We start from the raw sequence: 22,228 nt of genomic DNA, 5'->3' as shown, positions 1-22,228 counted from the left end.
TTAATATGGCCCAGATGGAGCTCTTGCTGTTCGCTTTTGTCGTCGGGCTGACGGTTTGCGGGCTGACCGGTTCGACAATGGAACTGGTATCGGGGCGCAAGGTCGCCTTCACCGAGCCCTATGTGTCGCCCTCGCATGTGCTGCGCTCACTGGCTGCCACTGCCGGCGCCGGGCCGTTCATGCTGGTCAACGATGCCCTTGATGCGCGGCGCCAGAACCGCATTTCGACAGCGGCGCTCTTGTCGTGCGGCTGCACCGCTATTGCCTGGTCCCTGGCGCTGGGCATCGTCTTGCTCGCCATTGCTTCATGGGCGGTCCGTCTCCTAGGGTTTCCAGCCTGAGACGATTCGGAGACCGACAATGCCGCTTTATGCGATCGATGGAACGGAGCCGAGCTTCGCCGACGCGGACTCGAACTGGATCGCGCCCGATGCCACGCTGATTGGCGACATCAGGATCGGCCGCAATGCTGGCTTCTGGTTCGGCGCCGTTATCAGGGGCGACAACGAGCCCATCGTCATCGGCGCCGACACCAATGTGCAGGAACATACCGTCATGCACACCGATCCCGGCTTTCCGTTGACCATCGGACAGGGCTGTACGATTGGCCATCGCGCCGTGCTTCATGGCTGCACGATCGGTGACAACAGCCTGATCGGCATGGGTGCCATCGTGCTGAACGGCGCCAGGATCGGCAAGAATTCGCTCGTCGGCGCTGGCGCCCTGGTCACCGAAGGCAAGGAGTTTCCGGACAATTCGCTGATCGTCGGTTCGCCGGCCAAGGCGATCAGGGTGCTGGACGACGCGGCGGTCGAGCGGCTGCGGGCCTCGGCCGCGCACTACGTCGCCAACGCCAGGCGCTTCAAGGCGGGGCTGAAGAAGGTCTGAACTCTCGGCCGACGCACGCCTTCGGCCACCGGTTGCGCTTATGGTTTCCGGCTGTCCGTGCCTTGAAGGCATCGTCGATTGCTTTGAACACCCGGTGGCGCTCGCATCGATCTTCGGGGACTTCCAGCATGGCCATGATCCAAACTGTGCGGGATAGCGAACGATACTGCGGCTGCGAAGCCATAGGTACAGAAGCGTCCGGGTTCAGCTCACCCTGATTTGTTTTTCCCTTTCTTCGTGGCGGCAGTGTTGATGCGTATTCGCATGGCTCCGCCGCTGGGCTTGTCGATTTCGAAAGCTGTGGTCTCCCGCACTAGGTCGCTCAGCTTCCCGAAACCGTAGGTGCGGGGATCGAAATCCGAGAAAAGATTTAAGAGCTGTTTTCCAAAATTACTCAGCGACACCCAGCCGTCCTCGCTGTCCATCTGGCCGATAACTTTCCTAAGGATTGGCGTCGCGGCGTTCGGTGATTGAAGTGGCTTCGTTGCCGGCGCGGTATCCTGAACGCTCGTTGCGCCACGCAGGAGGTTTTCAGTATAGATGAAACGGCGACATGCCTGCCGAAAGCTCTCCGGGGTTTTCCGCTCACCGAAGCCGAACACATCAACGCCGTGTTCACGGATGCGGGCAGCAAGCCTCGTGAAGTCGCTGTCGGACGAAACCAGACAGAAGCCGTCAAAGCGACCGCTATGGAGAAGGTCCATGGCGTCGATCACCAGAGTGATATCAGACGCATTCTTGCCAACGGTATAAGCGAACTGTTGCTGCGGTATGATCGCGTGTTTGGACAGGATGTCGGCCCAACCCTTCGACCGAGCAGTTGAGAAGTCGCCGTAAATTCGACGAACGCTAGCCTCGCCGATCTTGGCGATCTCCTCGAACAGACCGTCGGCAATCTTTGCTGAAGCGTTGTCGGCGTCGATAAGAACAGCAAGGCGTGGTGATCGGGGTTCGGTCGGCATGCGGCACCTTCGGTGACTAACGCGCTGTCGATGATCGCCAACCGGCGAGCTTATCTCATGCGGAGAAGCAATCGAGACCATACCGACCAACGATCCGGCCGTCGAGGATCAAACCACACGACATTCCGGAGGAAGAAAGCGTAGCGCAAAGCCAGATCATGTGCTGGCGATGTCCGCGTGAGATCGTCCCAGAAATGGCGGAGCCGGCCCGGGGACGGGGCCGGCTCCTTTGACCCGGTCGTTGGGGACGGGGAGGGTGGGGACTCGACCGGGTTTCTCGTTCAGCGCGTCGTGCAACGCGCCTGACCTTGTTGGCGTCCTCAGCGGACGCTGGCGACCGCGTCGGAACGGCCGTCGTTGATCGTCACCCAAACGCCGGAATTTTCCGTCGATTGACGCTTGAGATAGGTGTAGTCGGTATCCGTCCAGGACAGCACCTTGGTTTCCAGATTGTCGAGGATGAACTCGCCGAGGCTGGTGCGTACGGTCAGCACCGCGTGGCCGTCGCCGTTCGGCTGGCGCGCAACCGTCATCAAAAGGTCTCCGGCCGGCACGCCCACATCCATCAGCTCGCGGCGCTTTTCCAGCGCATAGTCCTCGCAATCGCCATAGCCATTGTCCGGGTAGGCCCAGTATTCCTCGACACCGTAGTTTTCCATGTCGGTGCGCGGCTTGACGCGGGTGTTGACCGAATTGTTGATGCTGACGATCGTCGCCCATAGCTTGCGGGTCAGGTCGACCGGCTCTCCCTTGGGGGTCTTCTCGTTGCATTCGCCAGGAATGCGTTGGCAGAATTCATAATGGCCAACAGGCTGCGTGGTGCGTCCGCCGGTATGCATATAGGCCGGTCCCGCGGCATATACTGATCCCCAGGCGGAAAGCTGCATCGCCATTGCCATCAGCAACAGCTTGCCCCTCGCTTTTTTCATTATTCAGTCTCCCCGTTCGAAGGAGACATTGCCACATGTGGATTTATTCGACGCAAAAACGCGAAGTAGATTTTAAGTAAAACGCCCGTAGAATAAACATAAAATTTGAATCTTTTGAGTATTGAATTGTTTGGATTGCTGGGCTGGTTTTCTGCGAATTCGGCCTCGCGCGGACCATTTCTGAAACTATGGAACCTGCCATCCGAGGACATATCGATCGCCGCACCCCGGAATCAAAAAGCCGGCCGCGAGGGCCGGCTTGACGGGCGTGCTTTGCGGCCTGATCAGGCGCGCGGCGTGTTGAATTCGGAATCGAGCGTTTCGGGGCGCTGGATGACGGCGAATTCGATGGCGACGCCGTCTTCGAAATGCCGGACGATCTGGCCGCGCATCGTGCCGAGCATGACCTGGACGCCGATCGCCGGTTTGACGTCGATCTCGATCGCGGCGCCGGACAGTGACAGATCGATGATCCGGCACTGATACTGACGGCCGTCGGTGAGCTGCAGGACGCTGGTCGGGTTGCGTGGCGAGACGCGCTCGTGGCGGCGGTCTTCCGGCAGGTCGAGCTCGTGTTTGTTGGCAAGCCATGTCAACTGCGCCGCGAGCTTGTCCTTCTTGCGGTCGGACGCAATCACCGTCATCGCGAAGCCGTCCGGCAGCGTGCGTGTCAACACACCTTCGATGCGGCCGATATGATCGATATAGGCGATGACTTTCTCGCCGGGCATGCCGATGCGGTCTGTGCGAAGCGCGACGTTGCCGGGCGACATGTCGACGACCTGGCACGGGTGCTCGGTGCGGTCCTCCAGCATGAATCGTCCGTATATCTTGACCCGGACGCGCTGAAAGTTACGCCTTTCAGCTTGGGACGGCGCGTAGTCGACCGCCGCTGACCTCATGACTGCCTACACCCCGTTTGGCATCCCGCGCGTCGATGCAAGGGACTTCGTCAGAGAAGTACAACAAAGCGGGTTAACAAAGGGGAAAAACGAGCCAGCGGGACTGTGTGATCATCAACTATCTTCGCGCCCGCCGTCGAACACGACGAGATGGCGAATGCGGCGCGCCCGGCCAAGCGCCGAGATCGTGTCAGGCGCCCCGATTTCGTCGGGAACGAGCGAGGGAACGTCGATCGCCGGACGGTTGTTCAGCAGCTCTTTCTCCGGATCGATGACGCGTATGGAATCGATCAAGGCGTCGGTGATCGGATCGGCGCCCAGCCAGAACGGCTTCTCAACGGCGCTGATCACGCCGAGACAGCGCGGATTTTCAATGCCACCATCGAGCGGCAAGGCGAGCAATTCGAACTTGTTGGAGCGGCCGTTGCGGCTGAAGCCCTCGAAATTGATCAGCACGACGGATTTCTGGTCGAAGACCCCGTGGATCAGCCGCGAAACCAGCCGCTGATCCTTCTCGCGCCATAGCGAGGGGAAAGAGAACCCCTTGAGTTCGCGGCCGTAGCAGGCGCAGAGCCTGGTGCCGGCCAGACGAAATACCGGCTGCCCGCGCGTGTCCCTTTCCAGGATGAACGTATCGGCCAGCAGCGACTTGATATCGGCCGGCTCGACTTCCGATCGCTTCGGAGCGGGGCGTCCGTCACGCAGGCGGTTCCAATAGTGGAACAGCGTGATCGATCCGTTTTGGTTCATACTAAAAAGCTCCGCGCATTCTGTCGTCTGATGTCCCATCGGTGAACAGAAGGGCGCCCTCCGATGACCTACATGCGTTGGGGAGCAGGAAGCGTGCCAGCGTCGTTAACACTTGTTCACGGGTCGGGGCCGTTAAGGTTAACAATTGGTTTACGTTGCGCCCTGGCAAGCCGTGTGGCACACAAAAGCCACTCCAGAAGCGGTCGTTTCGCGACGATCGGCAGCACTTCAGTCAAGAGTTTTAGGGGAGCAGGGGGCTCGACCGGCCGTCCAGGGGAAACCCTGGACGGCTTCTTTTTTGATTCGCGTCCCTGATTCGGAGCGGGACGATTCGCCGTTTGCGGTTCCATCGGCGGTGATCTAGATGCTGGCCAGACCGAACCACGCCAGACCGAACCAGCCCAGAGCGAACCAATATCGAGTGCGATTGCAGATGAGCGAACCGCAATATCCGTCCGAGCCCGAAACGGCCGAGACCATGCCGCCACCGGCGCGTGAGCCGGTGTTCAACCTGCCGCCGATCGTGCTGGCGGTGATAGGCATCTGCGCGATCGTCTATCTGCTGCAGCAATATGTGCTGAACGACGCCCAGCAGATGACGCTGCTGTATGACGGGGCTTTCATTCCGGTCCTCTATACCGGCCAATATGGCTTCGACTGGTTCCTTTTCACCCGACCTTTCACTTACGCCTTCATGCATGGCGGCTTTGCCCATATCGCCATCAACATGGTCTGGCTCGCCGCATTCGGCTCGCCGCTGGCCAATCGTCTCGGCGCGCTCCGGTTCGCGTTGTTTTTTGCCGTCACCGGACTGGCTTCGGTGGCGCTCTTCTGGGCGATGCATCCCTATGGAGAAGCGCCGCTGGTCGGCGCATCGGGCGCCATATCGGGCATGATGGGGGCTGCGGCGCGTTTTGGTTTCCGCACCGACCGCTCGGCCGGCAAGGCGGCTTTCGCCGGCCCGGTGCTGCCGGTCGCGATCGTGCTGCGTTCGCGCGGCGTCGTCATTTTCCTGGCCATGTGGATGATCATCAATCTCGCCACCGGCCTTCTCGGATTCGCGCCGGGCATCGACGGCCAGATCGCCTGGGAGGCTCATATTGGCGGCTTTCTCGCGGGCTTTTTCGGCCTGCGCCGGTTCGACAGGGGATGGCAAGCGCCTGACTGGGAGACCTCCGACCGGACTTGAAATGCAACCGATCACGGCGCACGATGTTCACTCTTATGTGAAAGCCGGTCAGGGCAGCAACCGGTTGGCAAATAGAGGAGGACGCCATGACGGTTAAGGCCATTCTCGAGCAAAAAGGCCATGACGTATTGACGCTCGGGCCGAACGAAAAACTGAGCGAAGCCATCCGAATCCTCTCCGAGCACAGGATCGGGGCGCTGGTCATCACCAATGGCGATCGCAAGATCGTCGGCATTCTGTCGGAACGCGACATCGTGCGCGTGCTTGCCAGGGAAGGCGGCGCCGCGCTCGATATCCCCGTGCGTTCGGCCATGACGCCGAAGGTGAAGATCTGCAATGAAAACCACACAGTCAACGAGGTGATGGAGATCATGACCAGGGGTCGTTTCCGCCATCTGCCGGTGGAAAAGGACGGCTTGCTGGACGGCATCGTGTCCATCGGCGACGTGGTCAAGCGCCGCATCGAGGACGTCGAGCGCGAGGCCGCGGAAATCCGGGCCTACATCGCCACCGCCTGAGCGGTGACGGGAACCGCCGGCCGAATGCCGGCCGGCGGCACCAAGACTACCCGTTGTCGAGTTCGGAGCGGACGAGTGCGAGCCCGCGTCTTGTGATGCGGTAAGGCCCGCCCCTAGAGGACGAAACCGCCTTCTTGCGTTTCAATTTTCGAAAAAGGTCGAGATCGACATCGGGATAATGCCAGCCGTCGCGGATCAGGCATTTGACGGAAGCGATCCTTTTCCTGTCGTTCTTTTCGATTTCAATGCGTCCGCCCTGCGCGAGCAGGTGCAGGATGCGCTGTTCAGTGCGCGAAATATCCATGAGAGAGTTTCCGGGAAAACAAAAAATGCCGCCGCCGCGAAGCTTCGCGGCACGGGGTTTCAAGTTTTCTGCCCTGCCTCGCTACGAGGTCAGGGCCTTACCGGGACTGAGCGTAAGTGGACATCCACTCTCCATTGGGATGAGCGTCCTATAGGGGAAAACGGCCGGGAAGGCCAGACTGCGGCTTTGCGCTTGTCTCGCAAGACAGTTTGCACTAGCGAAGTTCCACACCAAAAATATGCGTTATGTGCATATTCCGAAGTTCAAATCTGTAGGCCGTCATGTCCCTTATCGACACTCGCACCCCTGATGCAAAACGTCTGATCTCCGGCGCCACCGGTGACTGGGAAATCATCATCGGTCTCGAGGTGCACGCACAGGTTATCTCGGAGGCAAAGCTCTTCTCCGGTGCCTCGACCGCCTTCGGTGCCGCGCCCAATGCCAATGTCAGCCTGGTCGATGCGGCCATGCCCGGCATGCTGCCTGTCATCAACGAGGAATGCGTCAAGCAGGCGATCCGCACCGGTCTGGGGCTGAAGGCGGCGATCAACCACAAGTCGGTTTTCGACCGGAAGAACTATTTCTATCCGGACCTGCCGCAAGGCTACCAGATCTCGCAGTTCAAACAGCCGATCGTCGGCGAGGGCACGGTCATCGTCTCGGTCGGTCCCGACCGCCAGGGCGAGTTCGAGGATATCGAGGTCGGCATCGAGCGCCTGCACCTGGAGCAGGATGCCGGCAAGTCGATCCACGACCAGCATCCGACCATGTCCTATGTCGACCTCAACCGCTCCGGCGTTGCGTTGATGGAGATCGTATCGAAACCCGACCTGCGCTCCGGCGACGAGGCAAAGGCCTATGTGACCAAGCTGCGGACCATCATGCGCTATCTCGGCACCTGCGACGGCAACATGGACGAAGGCTCGCTGCGCGCCGACGTCAACGTCTCGGTGCGCCGGCCAGGTGGCGAATTCGGCACCCGCTGCGAAATCAAGAACATGAATTCGATCCGCTTTATCGGCCAGGCCATCGACTATGAGGCGCGCCGGCAGATCGCTATCCTCGAGGACGGCGGCAAGATCGATCAGGAAACGCGGCTGTTCGACGCCGTCAAGGGTGAGACGCGCTCGATGCGCTCCAAGGAAGAGGCGCACGACTATCGCTATTTCCCCGATCCCGACCTTCTGCCGCTGGAATTCGACCAGGCTTATGTCGATGCCCTGGCCAAGGAATTGCCGGAATTGCCCGATGACAAGAAAATGCGGCTGATCTCCTCGCTCGGCCTCTCGACCTACGACGCAGCGATTCTGGTGTCGGAAAAGCCGATCGCCGATTATTTCGAGAAGGTGGCGGCCGGGCGCGACGGCAAGCTCGCCGCCAACTGGGTCATCAACGATCTGCTGGGCGCTCTCAACAAGGCCGGCAAGGACATTGAATCCGCTCCGGTTTCGCCTGACCAACTCGGTGCGGTGATCGACCTGATCAAGGAGGGCACCATCTCCGGCAAGATCGCCAAGGACCTGTTCGAGATTGTCTGGAACGAGGGCGGCGATCCGCGCCAACTGGTCGAGACCCGCGGCATGAAGCAGGTTACCGACACCGGAGCCATCGAGAAGGCGGTCGACGAGGTGATCGCGGCCAATCCCGACAAGGTCGAACAGGCACGCGCCAAGCCGACGATGGCCGGCTGGTTCGTCGGCCAGGTGATGAAGGCGACCGGCGGGAAGGCCAATCCGCAGGCTGTCAACGATCTCGTCAAGGCCAAGCTGGGTATCGAGTAAAGGTATGTTCGTCCGCACCGCCGGAGACCGCGACCTCGCTGCCATACGGGCGTTGCTGGTCGAGACCTGGCATGCCACCTATGACGCGATTTACGGTGCCGAGCGGGTCACCGAGATCACCAATGAATGGCACTCCATTGCCTCATTGAAGGCGAGGCTGGCTAAGCCGAGCAGCGAGTTCCTCGTTGCCGATGACGGCAAGCGCATTGGCGGCATGGCGTTTGCCGAAGCCGTCGGCGACGGTGGCGTGGTCATGCTCAGGCAGATCTATGTGCTTCCCTCGCTGCAGGGCCGAGGCATTGGCGGCATGCTCCTCGACGAAATCATCGAGAGCTTTCCGGAAGCCCACGCCATTCGGCTCGAAGTGGAAGAGAAGAACACCCGCGCCGTTGCCTTCTATCAGGCCAATGGCTTCGTCCAGGCCGGGCGCACCGAGAATTGCGGGGCCGCCGGCTCGGCCATCCCGGCGCTGATCTATGAACGGGTACTTGCCGCCTGAGCACGTGATCACCTTCGCGCGAGCGCACGACCCGGGGTCTGTTTTCGTTTGACGGCCCTGACGTCCGGCACCAAAGCTGCTTAGGCCGACCCGCGCGAAGCCGGAATAAACCGGCGCGCAGGACGGCTTTGGGGGAGCCATGCCAAGTCTGCCGGAACTGATGCCGACCGAGGTGTCGGACGAAACCTTTGGTGGCGTCACCTATCACATAGCGGGCGAACTGGTGCCTGTGCTTTCCGTCGACGTGACGCGGATGCCCGTCTATTTCGAGCACCACATCCTGCTGTGGAAAAATTCCACGATCACCATCGGCCTGAAATCGCTGAAGGGTGCGCTGAAGCGCATGATGGCCGGCATGCAGATCTTCGTTACCGAGGCCTCGGGAGCGGGCATCATCGCGTTCAGCCGTGACGGGCCGGGTCACATCGTGCCGATTCACTTGCGGCGAGGCGAGGAGATCCAGGTGCGCGAGCACCAGTTTCTGGCCGCCACCGGCAACGTCGACTACACATTCGAGCGCGTACGCGGCCTGGCGACGATGCTGTTTGGCCAAAGCGGCTTCTTTATCGACCGGTTTCGCGGCGATACCGGTGACGGCATCGTCTGGTTGCACGGCTATGGCAACGTGTTTGAAAAGACGCTTGCTCCAGGCGAAACCATAGACATCGAACCCGGCGGCTGGCTGTTCAAGGATGCCTCGGTCAGGATGGAAACCAAGATCGATCGGCTGTCGAGCGGCTTCTTCGGTGCCAATATGAATTTCATCGTCAACCGCTTCACCGGCCCGGGCAGGGTCGGCATCCAGTCGATGTACCTGCATATGCCGACGGAGGAGTAGGCTCGCGGAACCGCAAGCGGGATGGATGACGGCCAGGGTCAGCGCGAGCGCAGCGGTGGCGACAACTCGCGTATCGGCAGTTCAAGCTCCCGCTGGTCGCCCGTTCCCGTCTTGTCATAGATCGTCGCTAATTACGTCTTGATGGTGCCGTCGGAAAACGCCGCTGGCGGCCGCGATCTCCCCCCTGGCCGGTGGGCACCTCCGGCCGCCCGGCGGCCATTTCGCCGTTACCACCCGTGACGGCGGGCGAGCGGGATTGCGTTCTTCGGCGGAAGCTCACATCTATCACCTGGAAACGCGGAGATCGCAGTGGGCGACCAGCACGGGCATGCGCATACAGCCGGAGCGTCGAGGCGCGGCCGCAACTGGCCCGGCCCGTGGCGCAAGACGCCCGGCCGCTTGCTCGGCACGTCGCTCGTGCGGCTTTACCAGCTGACGCTGTCCGGCTTTGTCGGCAATTCCTGCCGGCATCTGCCGACCTGTTCGGAATACGCACATGAGGCGATCGCCCGCCATGGCCTGTGGGCCGGCGGCTGGATGGGGTTGTTCCGCGTGCTGCGCTGCGGCCCATTCGGCACGCACGGCATCGACCTCGTGCCGGAGGTGCTGGCGTCCCGCTACGTATGGTTCTTGCCGTGGCGGTATTGGCGGATCGGCCGTAAGCGCGGCGAAGCGTAAGGGTGAGGCGCTGGTCGCGCCGCTCCGGTTTACGATCCGGTAGGGTTAACGCAAGCCTGCACGACAACTGCGCATTTGAGACAAAATCGAGACAAGAGACCCCGCTAAGCCCGCTCGCGAACCCCTCCTGGAGTGAGCATCCCATGCGCAACGTCGACCGTCTTCCTTTCATCTTTGCCGGAGTCCTGTTCCTGCTCGCCTGGCTGCTGGGATTTCCGATGCGCGCGCAGTCAGCGCCGCTCAGGGATGTGCGGTGCACGCTGATCGCCGATGCCGCAACCGGCAAGACGCTTTACCAGGAAGGGGTGTGTGACCAGCGCTTCAGCCCGGCTTCGACGTTCAAGGTGCCGCTTTCGCTGATCGGCTACGACGCCGGCATCCTGGGCGACGAGCACACGCCAAGCTGGGACTATAAACCCGAATTCAACGCGGTGAAGCGGGATCGGAAGACCGTCGATCCGGTGATATGGGAACGCGATTCCATCATCTGGTATTCTCGGGAGATTACGCGTCGGCTTGGGGCTGAGAATTTCGCCGGCTATGTTTCTAGATTCGGTTACGGCAACGGTGACGTTTCCGGCGATCCCGGCAAGCATGACGGGCTGACCCATTCCTGGGTGAACTCCTCGCTCAAGATCACGCCGGTCGAGCAGGTCGATTTCCTGCGCAAGCTGCTGGGCCGCAAGCTGCCGGTTTCAGCCAAGGCCTACGGCATGACGTCGGCCATAATCCCGACATTCCAGGCCGGAGACTGGACCGTGCAAGGCAAGACCGGCAGTACAAGGCTGGCTAACGATGCCGACAAGATCAGGGATATGCGTTCGCTCGGCTGGTTCGTCGGCTGGGCGAAGAAGGATGGTCAGCAGATTGTCTTCGCGCGCCTGGTTGTCGATGCCGCTCGCACCGATATGCCCAAAGGGCTCAAGACGCGGGCCGCGTTCCTGAAGGATCTGCCGCTGCTGGTGAAATAATCCGGTCAAGCGCTTCGGTGCGCACGGATGATGTGGCCGCCGGAACTGCTCGCCGTTCCCTTCGGTGCCCCGGTGAGGCGAGCGGCAATATCGCTGCTATCGAGATCCTCGATGTCGTCGAACCCAAGCGCGTTCAGTGATTTCGCCAATTCGGTGGGAACGAAGAAGCTGATCCACGGTTCCCCGATAGAGGCGACGCGCGCCGCACGGACGGCCAGGGCGGCCTGTCCTGCCGCATCGTGATTCTCAGCCGGTTCGCTATAGTCGAACACGACCTCGGAACCTGGCATGCCGGCAATCCACGACAGTGTTCCGAAAATCGCTTCCTGCGTCAGGTAGGGCACGACCCCGAGCCAGATGAAGAAGCTGGGTTCGGTCGATCGCAAACCGGCCGCAGTCAGTTCCGTGGACAGGCTTTGCCGCTCGAAATCGACCGCCACGAATGTGGTGGCGGGCGGCTCGACAAGCCCGCTTTCGGCAATGCATTTGCGTTTCCAGGCTTGGGTGGCTGGGTGGTCGACTTCGAACACCCTGAGATCCGGATAGGGGTTGCGCAGTGAAAACGTATCGAGGCCGGCGCCAAGCACGACGAGCTGCCGGATGTCGCGACGGACCGCCGCGGCCAGCCAGTCCTCGGCGAACCGGGCGCGCGCGGTGACGAACAGGCGCATGCGGCGGCGGCGCTCGTCCTCCTGCTCAAGCTCGTGTGCCGTGGGAGCAGCTTCACCCAGAATCGCGATCGCGTAGGGATCGCGAAACAGCCCTGCCTGTGGTGAAAACTGATGGAGAGCCCTCATGCGTGCGACGCCAAGGGCGGTTCTGCTGGGTGTGGCGTTTTCCATGCTGATGATTCCAGTTGAAGTCCTGCATTTTCGAAGCGTCCGCGACATTTCCTGACGGCTGCGCCAATTGCCGCTCTTTACCTGACGCAATGCTGCCTCTAAAACCCGCCCGCTACCGGACGCATCCGGCTTTACCCACGACCACCCGCGCTCGTTTGCGGGACTGGATAGGAGATACATATGCTGAATTCCGTTTCCCTGACATTTCCCGACGGCTCGGTGCGCGACTACGACGCAGCGATGACCGGCGCCGGGCTTGCCGAATCGATCTCGAAGTCGCTGGCCAAGAAGGCCGTGGCCTATGCCATCGACGGCACCGTGCGCGACCTCAGTGATCCCCTGGGCAAATCCGGCAAGGTCGAGATCATCACCCGCGAAGACCCGCGTGCGCTGGAACTCATCCGTCATGACACCGCGCACGTGCTGGCGGAAGCCGTTCAGGAGATATGGCCGGGAACGCAGGTGACCATCGGGCCGGTGATCGAGAACGGATTCTACTACGACTTTGCCCGCAACGAGCCGTTCACCCCGGATGATTTCCCGGTGATCGAGAAGAAGATGCGCGAGATCATCGCACGCAATAAGCCGTTCACCAAAGAGGTCTGGTCGCGCGACAGGGCAAAAAAGGTCTTCGCCGACAAGGGCGAGCGCTACAAGCTCGAACTGATCGACGCCATTCCCGAGGATCAGGATCTCAAGATCTATGCGCAGGGCGACTGGTTCGATCTTTGCCGGGGTCCGCATATGGCCTCGACCGGGCAGATCGGCAACGCCTTCAAGCTGATGAAGGTGGCCGGCGCCTATTGGCGCGGCGACTCGAACAATCCGATGCTGACGCGCATCTATGGCACGGCCTGGGCCGACCAGGCGCAGCTCGAAGCCTACCAGATGATGCTGGAGGAGGCCGAGAAGCGCGACCACCGCAAGCTTGGCCGCGAAATGGACCTGTTCCATTTCCAGGAAGAGGGGCCGGGCGTCGTCTTCTGGCACGCCAAGGGCTGGAAGATGTTCCAGAACCTGGTCAACTACATGCGCCGCCGGCTCGACGAACAGGGCTATCAGGAGGTCAATGCACCCCAGGTGCTCGACAAGAGCCTGTGGGAGACATCGGGCCATTGGGGCTGGTACCGGGACGCCATGTTCAAGGTGACGGTCGCAGGCGATGAAACCGACGATGACCGCGTCTTCGCGCTGAAGCCGATGAACTGCCCCGGTCACGTGCAGATTTTCAAGCATGGGCTGAAATCCTATCGCGACCTGCCCGTAAAGCTTGCGGAATTCGGCAATGTGCATCGCTATGAACCGTCGGGCGCGCTGCACGGGCTGATGCGCGTGCGCGGCTTCACGCAGGACGATGCGCATATCTTCTGCACCGAGGAACAGCTGGCTTCCGAGTGTCTGCGCATCAATGACCTGATCCTGTCGACCTATGCCGATTTCGGTTTCGACGAAATCAGCGTCAAGCTTTCGACGCGGCCGGAAAAGCGTGTCGGCACCGACGAGGCCTGGGATCATGCCGAGGCGATCATGGGCAGCGTGCTGGAGACGATCAGGACGCGCTCCGGCAACCGTATCAAGACCTCGATCAACCCGGGGGAGGGCGCCTTCTACGGGCCGAAGTTCGAATATGTGCTGAAGGATGCGATCGGCCGCGAATGGCAATGCGGCACGACGCAGGTCGACTTCAACCTGCCGGAACGTTTTGGCGCATTCTACATCGGCTCGGATTCGGAGAAGAAGCAGCCTGTCATGGTGCACCGCGCGATCTGCGGTTCGATGGAGCGTTTCCTCGGCATCCTGATCGAGAACTATTCCGGCCATTTCCCGCTGTGGTTCGCGCCGCTGCAGGTGGTGGTTGCGACGATCACTTCGGACGCCGACAGTTACGCGACCGAGGTCGTCGCGAAGCTGAAGGCCGCAGGGCTGTTGGCGGAAGCCGACCTGCGCAACGAGAAGATCAACTACAAGGTCCGGGAGCACAGCCTGGCCAAGGTTCCGGTCATCCTCGTCTGCGGCAAACGCGAGGCGGAGGAGCAGACGGTCAATATCCGCCGGCTCGGTTCGCGAGACCAGGAATCGCTTGGCTTTGCCGAAGCAATCGAACGGCTGACCGAAGAAGCGATCACACCTGATCGCCGACGCAAGCGTGCTGCTTGATTCGAAGTGTTCTCGATCGAATGGCGGTGGAGCGATCCACCGCCGTTTTCATATCCCTGTCACGGCAACGTTGTAACGAGCCCTTATGCTCAAGCTGAAATCGCGCGAACGACCGTTCCCCGAGCTTTCTTACGCCAATCCGCACCAGCCGGCTCTGGCGCGCTGGTTCATTCATTCGGTGGAAGGCCTTTCGGGTCGCGACCGGTTCGCCGCGCTCTATGAATTCTGGCGCCATCAGGTTGTGCCGACCGGTGAGCGTGTGTTCAGCCGCATGCTGGACCTCATCGATGTGGGCGTGCGAACCCCGGACCAATGGCCGCCAGCGCAATTGCCCGACACGCCGCTGGTGATCGTTGCCAACCATCCCTTCGGCATCGGCGACGGCATCGCCGTGCTGTCATTGGCAGAGCAACTCGGGCGACCTTTTCGAGTGATGATCCACAAGGATCTGCTCAGGATCCGCGAGATGGAGCCTTATTCGCTGCCCATCGATTTTTCCGAGACCAAGGACGCGGTGAAGAACAACATGGCGGTGCGCCATGAAGCGGTGCGGCTGCTGAAGGAGGGCGTCACCATCGTTGTGTTTCCGGCTGGCGGCGTCGCCACCGCGCCCAAGGGTTTTGGCCGCGCGCGCGATCTGCCATGGAAGATGTTTCCGGCCCGTCTCGTCCAGGAAGCCAAGGCGTCGGTCATTCCCATGCATTTCTCCGGCCAGAACGGCAGGCTTTTCCATTTGGTCAGCGGTCCGATGAACATGGCCGAGCGCGACGGGCGTGTGGCCAAATTCGTCGGCAAGGCCTCGCTGACCTTGCGTACCTCGCTGCTCATCCGTGAATTCGCGAGGCTGTCCGGCAAGGCGATCGAGGTGCGCGTCGGCAATGTACTCAGCTGGAGCGAACTGGAGCCGTTGCGCGACCGCAAGGCGTTGCTCGACCGACTTTACCGCGGTGTGTTCGACTTGGCTCCGGCCCTGCCGCGCCGTCGCATCCAGTTCCTTCCGGCGCGGACCAAGCTGGCTGCCTGAAAGCTAGTCCGCGCCTTCTTCCGGATCCATGGCCGCTGCTTCGGTTGCGAGAACCTCGATCTCCTGGTTCTGCCCGCCAACGACCGTGAAATCCTTCTGGTAGATCCGGTCACGGTTTTTGGCGATGATGGTGTAGTCGCCTTCGGCAAGCACCATCGAGGCGAAGGCGCCGACGGTTTCCTTGATCGGATCGCCGGATTCGTTGAGCAGCGACCAGGAGGTGTCGGCGATCGCTTCGCCACCCGCCTCGCGCACCAGCTTCATGGTGATTTCGGCGGCGTGATGCTCGACGGTGGCTTCGGTCAGCTTGCCGGCCTCGACACGGATATCGGATCGGATGACGGCGTTGACCGCGCCATAGGTCGAGACGACGTGGTAGATGCCCGCATTGAGGCGCACGACGCTGTTGGGTTCGACATCGGGAATGACTAGGGCGCGATCGCCATTGGCGTCGGCGGTGCCCTCATAGATCGAAAAGCGCAGTCTTTTCGGCGGAATGCGCACGCCGCCGGACAGAACCGCGTCGAGCTTCAGGCCGCCGGCATCAAGCACCAGGCTTTCTCGCTTGGCTTCCTTGCCGACGGTGATGCGCTTGGTGGCGCCGGCGCGACCGTAGGAGGCGTGGACCAGATAACTGCCGGGTTCGAGCTGGAAGACGGCGCTGCCGCCATGCGCGGAGGCGACCATCGGCAATTTGCCGTTGACGGCTTCGGGCTTGAAGACACGCCAGACGAGGCCGCGGGTGATGTCGGTGCCTTTGTTGGTCAACTGGGCCGACAGGGTGATGGCGCCACCGCCGCCAAGCGCCAGTGGGGCCTCGCTCTTCGGCGTCGCATAGCTCGAAATTCCGGGAAGTTTCAGGTCGCTGACACCGTCCTTTTCCTGCGCGACAGCCATGGAGACCGGCAGCAGGAACAGCGCGGCGCAGAGCCGGATCAGGAAAAGACGCAGTCGCCCCTCAAACATACCTTGCGTTGAAGCCCATGGCGGTGGCAATTTCAAGGCTTAAGAGTCCGGTGCGTGACTCTTCAGCCCGGCGCTAGCGCGCCTTTGCCCGAGCCGCCCGAATTCCCGATGGTGCGCTTCAGCTCAAAACAGAGTGCCAGGAGACTTGCGCCCATGGCGTCGCCGATCATCGACTTCCTGCTGACCCGAAATTCAGCGCCTATCCCCGACCTCAAGGAGCCGGCGCCCAGCGACGCCGATATCGCGACAATGATTGCCGCCGCCTCACGCGTGCCCGACCATGGACGGCTCGAACCTTGGCGCTTCATCCTCTATCGCGGCGAAGCCCGCATCGAGATCGGTAAAAAGCTGGCGGCCTTGGCCGAGCAGCGCGAAGGTCCGCTGCCCGAGGGCCGTCGCAACCAGGAACTGGCGCGGTTCTCGCGCGCGCCGCTGGTGATCGGTGTCGTGTCAATTCCCAGGGAGAACCCAAAAATCCCGCAATGGGAGATGTTCCTGTCCGGAGGCATGGCGGCGATGAACCTGATGATCGCGGCCAATGCGCTGGGCTATGGCACGAACATGATCAGCAACTGGTATTCCGACGTGCCGGAGGGCAGGGCGATTCTTGGACTGGCGCCGCAGGAGCGCGTTGTCGGTTTTATCCACATGGGTTCCTATGCCGGTCCGGCGCCGGAGCGGCCACGGCCGGATTCGGCAAAGCTCTATGCCGACTATTCCGGGCCTTGGGCGGGCTGAATGTTCTACGAGCCATCCAAAGGGCACGGACTGCCGCACGACCCCTCAAAGGCCATCGTGGCGCCGCGTCCGATCGGCTGGATATCGACGCTGAACAAAGCCGGCGAGATCAACCTCGCACCCTACTCTTTCTTCAACGCGGTCTCGACGCGGCCCTTTATCGTCTGGTTCTCCTCCGAGGGCGAGAAGGACAGTGCCTCTTTCGCCGTGGAAAGCGGCGAGTTCGTTGCCAATCTGGTCGGCCGCGACCTTGCTGAGAAGATGAATTACACGTCCGTCGACGCGCCGCGTGGCGTTAACGAGTTCGTCTATGCCGATCTCGCCATGGCGCCCTCGCGTCTCGTCAGGCCGCCGCGTGTGGCGGCGGCACCCGCGGCGCTCGAATGCCGGGTGACGGAAGTGTTTCGCCCAAAGGCGCTGGACGGATCGCCGACGAGCGCCGTCGTCGTTGCCGGTGAGGTGATCGGCGTGCATATCGACGATGCTTTCCTGAAAGACGGCCTGTTCGACATCACCAAGGCCGGCAATGTAGCTCGTCTGGGCTACATGGACTATGCCAGCGTCAACGAGGTCTTTTCGATGCGCAGGCCGCGCTGGGAAAAAAAATAGCTGTCAGACGGATGTCCCGGCCGCCCTCGCGCGTGCCAGAAGGCGTTCGGCCAGCCGCAGGTGCGGTCGGTCGAACATCTTGCCGTCGATGCCGACGACGCCAGGATTTCCGGCTGCCTCGAACGCCGCGACGATGGCCGCCGACTGTCTCACCGCCTCGGCCGAGGGCGTGAATGCGGCGTTGATAACGGGCACCTGATCGGGATGGATCGCCATCTTGCCGGTGAAGCCGTCACGCTCGGCCTCGGCGCATTCCGCGGCGAAGGCCGTCATGTCGCGAAAATTCGGAAACACGGTGTCGATCGCGGCGACCTCCGCAGCCCCCGCCGCGAGGATGGTCGTCAGGCGGGCGTGACGGAAGAGATCGGTGTAGCGGCCGTGATCGTCGCGGGCCGCACGCACGCCGATCGCGGCCGACAGGTCTTCCGCGCCCCAGGTGAGACCAGCAAGCCGCGCGCTTGTCCCCGCATAGGTCGCCGCCGCCAGCACACCCGCCGGCGTTTCGGTGATAATCGGCAGGATTTTTATCGAACCGTCGGGCAGATCGTTCTCGGCCTCCCGGACCCTGAGCTTGGCCGCAAGTTGCTGCACATCCTGGCCGCTGTTCGACTTGGGCAGCATGATGCCGTCGGGCCTCGCTGCGACGAGCGCAGCCAGATCGTCATCCGTCAGTCCGGTCGATAGATCGTTGACCCTGACATAGATCGCCGAGTTGGTTTGCCCCTTGCGTTCAAGGATGAAGCGCGCCGCGATCTCGCGCGCCGGCGCCTTGTTCTGCGGCGCGACGGAATCCTCGAGATCGACAATGACCACGTCAGCGCCGGCGCCAAAACCCCTTTCGAGCTTCCGCTCGGAATCGCCGGGAACGAACAGCAGCGAACGCATCAGGCCGCCTTCTTCAGCATCATCGCCTGTCTCGTGCATTTGGCGACGAGGTCGCCATGCTGATTATAGGCGCGATGCTCGAATTCGACGATGCCGCGATCGGGTTTCGACCGGGATTCGCGCACCGAAATCACCGTTGTTTCGACGCGGATGGTGTCGCCATGAAATACCGGGTGCGGAAACACGGTTTCCTTCATGCCGAGATTGGCGACAGTGGTGCCGACGGTGATGTCGTTGACCGAGATGCCGATCATCAGGCCGAGCGTGAACAGCGAGTTGACCAGCGGCTTGCCCCACTCGCTCTTGGCGGCGAAGTCGAAGTCGATATGCAGCGGTTGCGGGTTCAGCGTCATCACCGAGAACAGCATGTTGTCGCTTTCGGTAACGGTCTTGCGCAGCGTGTGCTGGAAGACGTGGCCGACGACGAACTCCTGGAGATAAAGCCCGGCCATGTCCTGCTCCTCTGCTGCAAAGGGTTGATAGGCGCTGCTTTCCAGGCTCGCAAGCCAGTTAATGAACATGGTGAACCGTTCGTAAACCATTTCTGCCTACCGTCACCACGGGGCCAGGAACGTTCTGGCAAGGGGCGTAAGCAGGCGGCATGGTTGTTTCGCATTTTTTGAGATGGATTTGCACGGCCAGGGTGTCGGAGCGCGCCGCCGCCGCCAGTGCGCTGGCCCGGGCCTATGTCAATTCCGAATTGCCGTTCGAGGACCGCTGCGCCGCCGAGGCGGCGCTGACGCTGCTACTCGACGACGCCTCGTCAAAGGTGCGGCTGGCGATGGCCGAGGCGCTGTCGATGAGCCACCACGCGCCGCTGCAGATCATCAGCGTGCTAGCCTCCGACCAGCCGGAAGTCGCCGGTGTCGTGCTGGCGCGCTCGCCGCTGCTCACCGACGCCGATCTGATCAACCGTGTGGCGGGGAGCCAGAGGGCAACGCAGAAACTGATCGCCGACCGGCCGTTCGTCTCTATGGCGCTGGCGGCGGCCATCGCCGAGATCGGCGAGGCGGAGGCCTGCGCCGTGCTTTTGGCCAACACCGGCGCCGACATCGCCTCCCTCAGCTTCCGCCGCATGGCTGAACGCCATGGCCATCTGCCTCTGGTGCGCGAGGCGCTGATATCCGACGCGCGCCTGCCTGCCGATTGCCGGCATATGCTGCTCGTCAAGCTCGGCGAGACATTGAAGACATCGCCGCTGGTCATGGCATTGATGGGAGCCGCGCGAGCCGACCGCGTCATGCGGGACGCCTGCGTCAAGGCCTCGGTGACGCTGATCGAAGGCACGCGCCAGGAAGAGCACGCGGCGCTGATCGAGCATCTCAGGCTGCGCGGCGATCTCACCGCGAGCTTCCTGATCCGCACCATCGCGCATGGCAAGGTCGATTTCTTCGGCTCAGCGCTGGTCGCGCTCAGCCAGCAGTCCGAAGCACGGGTGAGGGCGCTGCTGGCCGGCGGGCACGATGTGGCCCTGCAGGCGCTGTTCCGCAGCGCAGGCCTGGCTGCCGCCACGCATGCGGTCATCCTGCGTGCGCTGAAGATCTGGCGCGAGGTTGCCAACGGTAAGCGCGTCGCCGGTGTTCAGGAAGCCAGCTGGCTGATGCTCAAGGAATTGGGCGGGCAATCCGCCGAAGGCGATCTCGCCGCCCTGGTCAAGTCGATCCACCTTGATGCTCTGCGCGAGAACGCACGCGGCCATGCGCTGGCGATCGCCGCGGCCTAGGTTTTATCCCTCGCGAAGAAATCCGGGAAATCCTCCATTGCCGCTGCGATAATGCGCAGGGACGCCGCGACTTGCAGCATGTCGCCGGTGGCGTCTCGCTGGGCGATGCCTGCCGCGTACTGCCGGGCGACGGCAATGGTCGCTGTTTGCGGATCGCCGGAGGCACGGAAAAGCAGCTCGCGCGCCAATCCCCTCAGGAAGTTAGCGATTGAAAGCGTCGTTTCCGATGGGATGGCATGGTTTTGGCTGGCAGTGCGCAGCCGCAGGATTTCCAGGCCGACCGTGACGGAGGCGACGCCGCCGCCCAGCACCGCCTCACCCTTCCTGCCGGAATTCTGCACCAGCGGCATCAACTGATTGACCCGGTCATAGGCGAGGCTCTCGAAGGCCGAACGCCTCGGCACGCGCTCATGCAGGCAAAGCCTCGCCAGATCCTCGCGCATGGCTCGCACGATGCGGTCGGCGGCCAGCCATGGGTCCGCCGGCAACACGACGATGAAGACGCCGATTGCCAGTAGGATGCCGACCAGGATCGATGCCGAGCCGGCGAAGAAGGGGCCGGGATCATAGGTCATTGCCTGGTGCGGGCTGAGGAAGGCGAGGAAGTTGATGGCGAAGGCCGTCGCCACCCCGACATAGCGCGGATTGGCCATGGCGAGTGCCGCCGGCACCATGATGGGCACGACGAACAGCATGAACCAGCCGAAGCCGGGCAGAGCGGGAAGCGCGATCTGACCGACGAGAAAGGCAAAGGGCAAAGCGAGCAGCGTTCCCTTGAAGAAACCCCAGGATACCTGCACGGGGTCGGGGCGAGCGGCAAACAGGCTCGACACGACGGCAACGAGGATGACGGTGCCGGCCGCTTCCGACCACTTCGTCGTCAGCCAGAAAGCCGCGACCAGCAGCGTGGCAAGGGCCGCGCGGATGGCGTTGCGCGCAGCGCCGGGATAGTCGCGATGCACCACCAAGGCCGGCTGCCGGCTGCCGGGACCTCGTCGGCGGGTGACGGGCGCGCGCAAGGCGTCGAGGCCGCGCAACACCTGTTTCAGCGCCTCGGCGAAATCGGCCGCTATGGTGAGGCGGGTGATGGTGCCGACCCTGTCCTCACCCTGTTCGGTCGAAGCATCGGGCATTTGCCGTGCTCTGATCGAGATCGCGTCAAGTCGTGCCAACCAGGGCGAGGTGTCGTCCAGCGCTCCCGGCTTGGCTGCCAGTTCGCTGACAAGGGCTTGCAACTCCGAGCGCACCGGGATGAGGGCTGCGTTTTTCGGAGCGGCATGCGAATAGAGCGCGCGCGCCGCCGAAAGGGCCGAGAGCAACTGTCCGATGGTGCGTCGCACCGGATGCGCGCGCGGCGCGAAGCTCGCCGCTTCGAGCCTGGCATAGGCGCGCATCTCGCCAAGCGTCTGGGTGTCGGCGACAAGCTTCCGGTGCAGGCCGACGAGGGTTGCCCGGTCTCCGCCGGAGAACGCACCGCCGGCGTAAGTGGCGAGGTCGAGAATGCAGCGTTTCAGCCGCGAGATAATGGCGTCGCTGGCCAGTTTTGGCAGGATCAGCCGGCTGGTGAGGCCGGCGCAGACAATGCCGAGCACGATCTCGGCGCAGCGTGCGACGGCAAGGTCGACAACGAGGTGCGGCTGTCCGAAAGCGGGCAGGCCGATGATCATGGCGGTGTAGCCGGCAAGGGCGGCGCCATAGGCTTCGGGATTGCGCAGCAGCGACGAGATGAAGGTGCAAATGCCGATCCAGACGGCAAGCACCGTCACCAGAATCCAGGGGCCGGTGCCGAACGCCGTGGTGATGCCGATTGCCGCGATACCCCCGGCAATCGTGCCGAGCAGCCGATAGAAGCCTTTCGCCAGCACCATGCCTGCAACCGGCTGGGCGACGATGAACACCGTCATCATCGCCCATTGCGGATGGTCGAGCTTCAGCGCATAGGCGACGAGAAGCGCGATCATGCCGGCTGAAACGGTGCGCAGGGCGAAAATCCAGTCGGAGCGCGTCGGTTGCGTCAGCCCGGCCAGGCTCGTCTCGAAATAGGTTTTCAGCCGCGCCCAGGTCACATGCTGGTC

Annotated in this window: 24 protein-coding genes; 14 read left to right on the top strand and 10 right to left on the bottom strand. The window is 62.2% G+C overall.

The features are described from left to right. Window positions 1-5 precede the first annotated feature (5 nt). Window positions 6-341 (top strand): DUF6949 family protein, encoded by a 336-nt coding sequence (locus tag O7A70_RS11800; protein WP_337140523.1) that lies wholly within the window; start codon window positions 6-8, stop codon window positions 339-341. A 19-nt stretch (window positions 342-360) separates the two neighbouring features. Further along, window positions 361-888 (top strand): gamma carbonic anhydrase family protein, encoded by a 528-nt coding sequence (locus tag O7A70_RS11795; RefSeq protein ID WP_337140522.1) that lies wholly within the window; start codon window positions 361-363, stop codon window positions 886-888. Window positions 889-1,097: 209 nt separating this feature from the next. Here O7A70_RS11795 and O7A70_RS11790 read toward each other — a convergent pair whose 3' ends face one another. The 4 genes from O7A70_RS11790 to O7A70_RS11775 all read right to left on the bottom strand — a co-directional run bounded on the left by O7A70_RS11790 (window position 1,098) and on the right by O7A70_RS11775 (window position 4,431). Next, the gene (locus O7A70_RS11790) at window positions 1,098-1,850 is read right to left on the bottom strand and encodes an NYN domain-containing protein (RefSeq protein WP_337140521.1); all 753 of its coding nucleotides are present in this window, start codon (window positions 1,848-1,850) and stop codon (window positions 1,098-1,100) included. A gap of 320 nt (window positions 1,851-2,170) precedes the next feature. After that, window positions 2,171-2,779, bottom strand: a complete 609-nt coding sequence (locus O7A70_RS11785) for a transglutaminase-like cysteine peptidase (protein WP_337140520.1) — start codon at window positions 2,777-2,779, stop codon at window positions 2,171-2,173. Between the two features lie 284 nt (window positions 2,780-3,063). Next, entirely contained in the window at window positions 3,064-3,681 is a 618-nt protein-coding gene (locus O7A70_RS11780; protein WP_015318053.1) for a PilZ domain-containing protein, read from the bottom strand. Between the two features lie 114 nt (window positions 3,682-3,795). Next, the gene (locus O7A70_RS11775) at window positions 3,796-4,431 is read right to left on the bottom strand and encodes a PAS domain-containing protein (RefSeq protein WP_027145032.1); all 636 of its coding nucleotides are present in this window, start codon (window positions 4,429-4,431) and stop codon (window positions 3,796-3,798) included. Between the two features lie 433 nt (window positions 4,432-4,864). Here O7A70_RS11775 and O7A70_RS11770 point away from each other — a divergent pair, with 433 nt between their 5' ends. Both O7A70_RS11770 and O7A70_RS11765 read left to right on the top strand, forming a co-directional pair. After that, on the top strand, window positions 4,865-5,620 hold the full coding sequence (locus O7A70_RS11770; RefSeq protein ID WP_337140518.1) for a rhomboid family intramembrane serine protease: 756 nt from the start codon (window positions 4,865-4,867) through the stop codon (window positions 5,618-5,620). An 86-nt stretch (window positions 5,621-5,706) separates the two neighbouring features. Continuing rightward, entirely contained in the window at window positions 5,707-6,138 is a 432-nt protein-coding gene (locus tag O7A70_RS11765; RefSeq protein ID WP_337140517.1) for a CBS domain-containing protein, read from the top strand. 46 nt (window positions 6,139-6,184) lie between these two features. Here O7A70_RS11765 and O7A70_RS11760 read toward each other — a convergent pair whose 3' ends face one another. Next, window positions 6,185-6,442 (bottom strand): YjhX family toxin, encoded by a 258-nt coding sequence (locus O7A70_RS11760; RefSeq protein WP_337140516.1) that lies wholly within the window; start codon window positions 6,440-6,442, stop codon window positions 6,185-6,187. A gap of 281 nt (window positions 6,443-6,723) precedes the next feature. Here O7A70_RS11760 and gatB point away from each other — a divergent pair, with 281 nt between their 5' ends. The 5 genes from gatB (at window position 6,724) to blaOXA (ending at window position 11,209) form a co-directional block, all read left to right on the top strand. After that, window positions 6,724-8,223, top strand: a complete 1,500-nt coding sequence (gene gatB / locus O7A70_RS11755; protein WP_337140515.1) for an Asp-tRNA(Asn)/Glu-tRNA(Gln) amidotransferase subunit GatB — start codon at window positions 6,724-6,726, stop codon at window positions 8,221-8,223. 4 nt (window positions 8,224-8,227) lie between these two features. Further along, entirely contained in the window at window positions 8,228-8,722 is a 495-nt protein-coding gene (locus tag O7A70_RS11750; RefSeq protein WP_337140514.1) for a GNAT family N-acetyltransferase, read from the top strand. A gap of 139 nt (window positions 8,723-8,861) precedes the next feature. Then, entirely contained in the window at window positions 8,862-9,560 is a 699-nt protein-coding gene (locus tag O7A70_RS11745; protein WP_140503516.1) for an AIM24 family protein, read from the top strand. A gap of 309 nt (window positions 9,561-9,869) precedes the next feature. Further along, window positions 9,870-10,238 (top strand): membrane protein insertion efficiency factor YidD, encoded by a 369-nt coding sequence (gene yidD, locus O7A70_RS11740; protein WP_027145025.1) that lies wholly within the window; start codon window positions 9,870-9,872, stop codon window positions 10,236-10,238. Between the two features lie 143 nt (window positions 10,239-10,381). Continuing rightward, a complete protein-coding gene (gene blaOXA / locus O7A70_RS11735; RefSeq protein ID WP_337140513.1) occupies window positions 10,382-11,209 on the top strand; it encodes a class D beta-lactamase in 828 nt (275 codons plus the stop codon). Between the two features lie 5 nt (window positions 11,210-11,214). Here blaOXA and O7A70_RS11730 read toward each other — a convergent pair whose 3' ends face one another. Beyond that, the gene (locus O7A70_RS11730; protein ID WP_337140512.1) at window positions 11,215-12,051 is read right to left on the bottom strand and encodes an SAM-dependent methyltransferase; all 837 of its coding nucleotides are present in this window, start codon (window positions 12,049-12,051) and stop codon (window positions 11,215-11,217) included. Window positions 12,052-12,231: 180 nt separating this feature from the next. Between O7A70_RS11730 and thrS the strand changes: the two genes are divergently transcribed. Beyond that, window positions 12,232-14,208 carry a threonine--tRNA ligase gene (gene thrS, locus O7A70_RS11725; RefSeq protein ID WP_337140511.1) on the top strand — a complete coding sequence of 659 codons (1,977 nt, stop codon included), beginning with the start codon at window positions 12,232-12,234 and terminating at the stop codon, window positions 14,206-14,208. Between the two features lie 85 nt (window positions 14,209-14,293). Further along, window positions 14,294-15,232: a lysophospholipid acyltransferase family protein gene (locus tag O7A70_RS11720; protein WP_337140510.1), complete on the top strand. Its 939-nt coding sequence runs from the start codon at window positions 14,294-14,296 to the stop codon at window positions 15,230-15,232. Between the two features lie 3 nt (window positions 15,233-15,235). Here O7A70_RS11720 and O7A70_RS11715 read toward each other — a convergent pair whose 3' ends face one another. After that, entirely contained in the window at window positions 15,236-16,198 is a 963-nt protein-coding gene (locus O7A70_RS11715; RefSeq protein WP_337140509.1) for a hypothetical protein, read from the bottom strand. A gap of 153 nt (window positions 16,199-16,351) precedes the next feature. On the opposite strand from O7A70_RS11715, the gene O7A70_RS11710 reads away from it, so the two are divergent. Both O7A70_RS11710 and O7A70_RS11705 read left to right on the top strand, forming a co-directional pair. Beyond that, a complete protein-coding gene (locus tag O7A70_RS11710; protein ID WP_337140508.1) occupies window positions 16,352-16,936 on the top strand; it encodes a nitroreductase family protein in 585 nt (194 codons plus the stop codon). Next, the gene (locus tag O7A70_RS11705; RefSeq protein WP_337140507.1) at window positions 16,937-17,545 is read left to right on the top strand and encodes a flavin reductase family protein; all 609 of its coding nucleotides are present in this window, start codon (window positions 16,937-16,939) and stop codon (window positions 17,543-17,545) included. Window positions 17,546-17,548: 3 nt separating this feature from the next. Here the strand turns inward: O7A70_RS11705 and O7A70_RS11700 are convergent, their stop codons facing one another. Next, window positions 17,549-18,430: an HpcH/HpaI aldolase/citrate lyase family protein gene (locus O7A70_RS11700; RefSeq protein ID WP_337140506.1), complete on the bottom strand. Its 882-nt coding sequence runs from the start codon at window positions 18,428-18,430 to the stop codon at window positions 17,549-17,551. Next, a complete protein-coding gene (locus O7A70_RS11695) occupies window positions 18,430-18,882 on the bottom strand; it encodes a MaoC family dehydratase (protein WP_258593949.1) in 453 nt (150 codons plus the stop codon). Before O7A70_RS11695 ends, O7A70_RS11700 begins: the two co-directional genes overlap by 1 nt. Before the next feature lie 149 nt (window positions 18,883-19,031). Between O7A70_RS11695 and O7A70_RS11690 the strand changes: the two genes are divergently transcribed. Continuing rightward, a complete protein-coding gene (locus tag O7A70_RS11690) occupies window positions 19,032-20,153 on the top strand; it encodes a DUF2336 domain-containing protein (RefSeq protein WP_337140505.1) in 1,122 nt (373 codons plus the stop codon). Here the strand turns inward: O7A70_RS11690 and O7A70_RS11685 are convergent. Further along, window positions 20,150-22,219 carry an FUSC family protein gene (locus tag O7A70_RS11685; protein WP_337140504.1) on the bottom strand — a complete coding sequence of 690 codons (2,070 nt, stop codon included), beginning with the start codon at window positions 22,217-22,219 and terminating at the stop codon, window positions 20,150-20,152. The two genes, O7A70_RS11690 and O7A70_RS11685, sit on opposite strands and share 4 nt — an antisense overlap. Window positions 22,220-22,228: the final 9 nt, after the last annotated feature.

The organism is Mesorhizobium sp. Cs1299R1N1, assembly GCF_037179655.1.
GTDB classification, from domain to species: Bacteria; Pseudomonadota; Alphaproteobacteria; order Rhizobiales; family Rhizobiaceae; genus Mesorhizobium; species Mesorhizobium salmacidum.
This window is presented reverse-complemented; position numbering and strand designations above follow the sequence as displayed.

Excerpts from the sequence above, each read along its gene's own strand:
- O7A70_RS11800 (WP_337140523.1), top strand. The coding sequence starts at position 6 with ATGGCCCAGATGGAGCTCTTGCTGTTCGCTTTTGTCGTCGGGCTGACG.
- O7A70_RS11795 (WP_337140522.1), top strand. The coding sequence starts at position 361 with ATGCCGCTTTATGCGATCGATGGAACGGAGCCGAGCTTCGCCGACGCG.
- O7A70_RS11790 (WP_337140521.1), bottom strand. The coding sequence starts at position 1,850 with ATGCCGACCGAACCCCGATCACCACGCCTTGCTGTTCTTATCGACGCC.
- O7A70_RS11785 (WP_337140520.1), bottom strand. The coding sequence starts at position 2,779 with ATGAAAAAAGCGAGGGGCAAGCTGTTGCTGATGGCAATGGCGATGCAG.
- O7A70_RS11780 (WP_015318053.1), bottom strand. The coding sequence starts at position 3,681 with ATGAGGTCAGCGGCGGTCGACTACGCGCCGTCCCAAGCTGAAAGGCGT.
- O7A70_RS11775 (WP_027145032.1), bottom strand. The coding sequence starts at position 4,431 with ATGAACCAAAACGGATCGATCACGCTGTTCCACTATTGGAACCGCCTG.
- O7A70_RS11770 (WP_337140518.1), top strand. The coding sequence starts at position 4,865 with ATGAGCGAACCGCAATATCCGTCCGAGCCCGAAACGGCCGAGACCATG.
- O7A70_RS11765 (WP_337140517.1), top strand. The coding sequence starts at position 5,707 with ATGACGGTTAAGGCCATTCTCGAGCAAAAAGGCCATGACGTATTGACG.
- O7A70_RS11760 (WP_337140516.1), bottom strand. The coding sequence starts at position 6,442 with ATGGATATTTCGCGCACTGAACAGCGCATCCTGCACCTGCTCGCGCAG.
- gatB (WP_337140515.1), top strand. The coding sequence starts at position 6,724 with ATGTCCCTTATCGACACTCGCACCCCTGATGCAAAACGTCTGATCTCC.
- O7A70_RS11750 (WP_337140514.1), top strand. The coding sequence starts at position 8,228 with ATGTTCGTCCGCACCGCCGGAGACCGCGACCTCGCTGCCATACGGGCG.
- O7A70_RS11745 (WP_140503516.1), top strand. The coding sequence starts at position 8,862 with ATGCCAAGTCTGCCGGAACTGATGCCGACCGAGGTGTCGGACGAAACC.
- blaOXA (WP_337140513.1), top strand. The coding sequence starts at position 10,382 with ATGCGCAACGTCGACCGTCTTCCTTTCATCTTTGCCGGAGTCCTGTTC.
- O7A70_RS11730 (WP_337140512.1), bottom strand. The coding sequence starts at position 12,051 with ATGGAAAACGCCACACCCAGCAGAACCGCCCTTGGCGTCGCACGCATG.
- thrS (WP_337140511.1), top strand. The coding sequence starts at position 12,232 with ATGCTGAATTCCGTTTCCCTGACATTTCCCGACGGCTCGGTGCGCGAC.
- O7A70_RS11720 (WP_337140510.1), top strand. The coding sequence starts at position 14,294 with ATGCTCAAGCTGAAATCGCGCGAACGACCGTTCCCCGAGCTTTCTTAC.
- O7A70_RS11715 (WP_337140509.1), bottom strand. The coding sequence starts at position 16,198 with ATGTTTGAGGGGCGACTGCGTCTTTTCCTGATCCGGCTCTGCGCCGCG.
- O7A70_RS11710 (WP_337140508.1), top strand. The coding sequence starts at position 16,352 with ATGGCGTCGCCGATCATCGACTTCCTGCTGACCCGAAATTCAGCGCCT.
- O7A70_RS11705 (WP_337140507.1), top strand. The coding sequence starts at position 16,937 with ATGTTCTACGAGCCATCCAAAGGGCACGGACTGCCGCACGACCCCTCA.
- O7A70_RS11700 (WP_337140506.1), bottom strand. The coding sequence starts at position 18,430 with ATGCGTTCGCTGCTGTTCGTTCCCGGCGATTCCGAGCGGAAGCTCGAA.
- O7A70_RS11695 (WP_258593949.1), bottom strand. The coding sequence starts at position 18,882 with ATGGCCGGGCTTTATCTCCAGGAGTTCGTCGTCGGCCACGTCTTCCAG.
- O7A70_RS11690 (WP_337140505.1), top strand. The coding sequence starts at position 19,032 with ATGGTTGTTTCGCATTTTTTGAGATGGATTTGCACGGCCAGGGTGTCG.